The following is a 1,753-nucleotide window of genomic DNA, read 5'->3' as shown; positions in this document are numbered from 1 at the left end:
GACGATTAGCTCAGCGGGAGAGCGCTTCCCTGACACGGAAGAGGTCACTGGTTCAATCCCAGTATCGTCCACACACCGAAGCCCCCGGCCGTCTCGCACGGCCGGGGGCTTCGTCGTGGCGCGCTCCGCTCAGCTGGAGAAGAGCATGCGGCCGAAGCTCTTGTTGCGGTGGTGGCCGTGGTGGCCGCCGTGGTGCCCACCGTGCGGGGCGCCCCAGGCGGGGGCGGGCGGGGCCGGGTAGGCCTGTCCGGCGGGCGGGGGCGGCGGAGCCGGCTGGGACCACTGGGACTCCAGACGGGTCAGAGCCTCCAGCTCGCCGTAGTCCAGGAAGATTCCGCGGCAGCCCGAGCACTGCTCGATCTGCACGCCGTTGCGGTTGTACGTGTGCATGGGCGCATGGCACTTCGGACACTGCATCGTCGGTTCAACTCCTCGCCGGTTGGTCCTGCTTCGTGTTTCGCCAGGACAGACTCTGTCCGGCTGCGGTCGGTTGCACCCTACTTCGCGAGGTTCCGGGACAACTGGGCGGGGACGGATGCCATTCGGGCACAGGCGTCGACGAGGGACTGCTCCACGTCGTCCAGGAGCTGCTCCGCCTCGACGGCCTTCGTCACGGCCCGTGCGGCGGTCTGGACGGTGAGGGCGCGGGCCGGGACGTCCAGGGCGGGCCAGGGATCTCCGTGCGGTGGAACGGCCGGGCCGCCGGAGGCCCGGTAGGCGGTCAGGAAGCGGGTCCACTCGTCGGGCGGGAGCAGTCCGCAGGCGTACCAGGCGGCCGGGCGGGCCAGGTCCCAGGCCGCGGGGCCCACGCCGAGGTCGTCGACGTCTATCAGCAGCCAGGGACCGTCGGGCGCGGGATGCCGGACGAGCTGGCCGAGGTGGAGGTCGCCGTGGCAGAGGGTGCCGGTGTCCGGGAGGGGGCTCTCGCCGCGCGCCCAGGCGGGGAGGGTGGCCCAGGCCCGGAGTACGGCGTGGGAGGCGGAGTTCCGTGCCGCGGCCCGGAGCCCGGCGATCGCCCGGGCGGCCTTCGCGGGGCCGCGCATGGGAGGGAGCGGCACGGGAGGTGGGGTGCGGTGGAGACGGGCCAGGAGGGCGGCGGCGGCCTCCCAAGGGGCGGCGTCCGGGGCGTGGGGGTCGACCGGGCTGCCGTATGGCCAGAAGGTCACCGGCCTGCCGTGCAGGGCGACCGGCGTCGGGGCGAGGGGGGCGAGCAGTACGCCGGGTGTCCGGGCGGCCGCTGTGAGGCGGGCGGTGAGTTCGGCGGCGTCGGTGTCCGGGGCATGCGCCTTGGCGACGGTGCCCGCGTGCCGGACGACCGTGGCGTCGGCACGGTCGGCGAGGGTGACCACCGCTCCGCAGGCGCAGGCGCAGGCGTCGGCGTGCGGGTGGGCCGCGGCCCTGGCGCGGGCGGCCAGGTCGGAGGCGAGGGGTGGGATCACAGGGCATTCCTCGGAGCGGGGCGGGTGCTGGGAGGGTACGTCGGCGGGGTGGGGGGTTGTGGCGGGGGTGCTCGGGAGCGCGGGAGGTTGCAGGCGGGGCGCCGGGCGTTGCAGGTGGGGTGGCGCAGGCTGCCGGTGGGGTGCCGCAGGTCCGGTGGGGCGCCGCAGGCTGCCGGTGGGACCCCGCAGGCTGCCGGGAGTTGCCGGCGGGGTGCCGCAGGCTGCCGGTGGGCACCGCAGGCTGCCGGTGGGCACCGCAGGCTGCCGGTGGGCACCGCAGGTTTCCGCGGGCTGCCGGTGAGGCGTCGGCGGTC

The 1,753-nt window shown here is 75.5% G+C and carries 2 protein-coding genes and 1 tRNA gene; 1 reads left to right on the top strand and 2 read right to left on the bottom strand.

What is annotated here, in order from left to right; translation table 11 throughout:
* Window positions 1-71, top strand: a tRNA-Val gene (locus tag AB0O67_RS12280).
* 58 nt (window positions 72-129) lie between these two features.
* On the opposite strand, the gene AB0O67_RS12275 is transcribed toward AB0O67_RS12280, so the two are convergent.
* Window positions 130-417, bottom strand: coding sequence for a zf-TFIIB domain-containing protein (locus AB0O67_RS12275; RefSeq protein ID WP_365448962.1), 288 nt, complete (start codon window positions 415-417; stop codon window positions 130-132).
* Window positions 418-497: 80 nt separating this feature from the next.
* Window positions 498-1,436, bottom strand: a complete 939-nt coding sequence (locus AB0O67_RS12270; RefSeq protein ID WP_365449059.1) for a phosphotransferase — start codon at window positions 1,434-1,436, stop codon at window positions 498-500.
* Window positions 1,437-1,753: the final 317 nt, after the last annotated feature.

The organism is Streptomyces sp. NPDC086077, assembly GCF_040686175.1.
Taxonomy (GTDB): Bacteria; Actinomycetota; Actinomycetes; order Streptomycetales; family Streptomycetaceae; genus Streptomyces.
This window is presented reverse-complemented; position numbering and strand designations above follow the sequence as displayed.

Bases quoted from the DNA above. Each gene is read 5' to 3' on its own strand.
- AB0O67_RS12275 (WP_365448962.1), bottom strand. From the start codon at position 417: ATGCAGTGTCCGAAGTGCCATGCGCCCATGCACACGTACAACCGCAAC.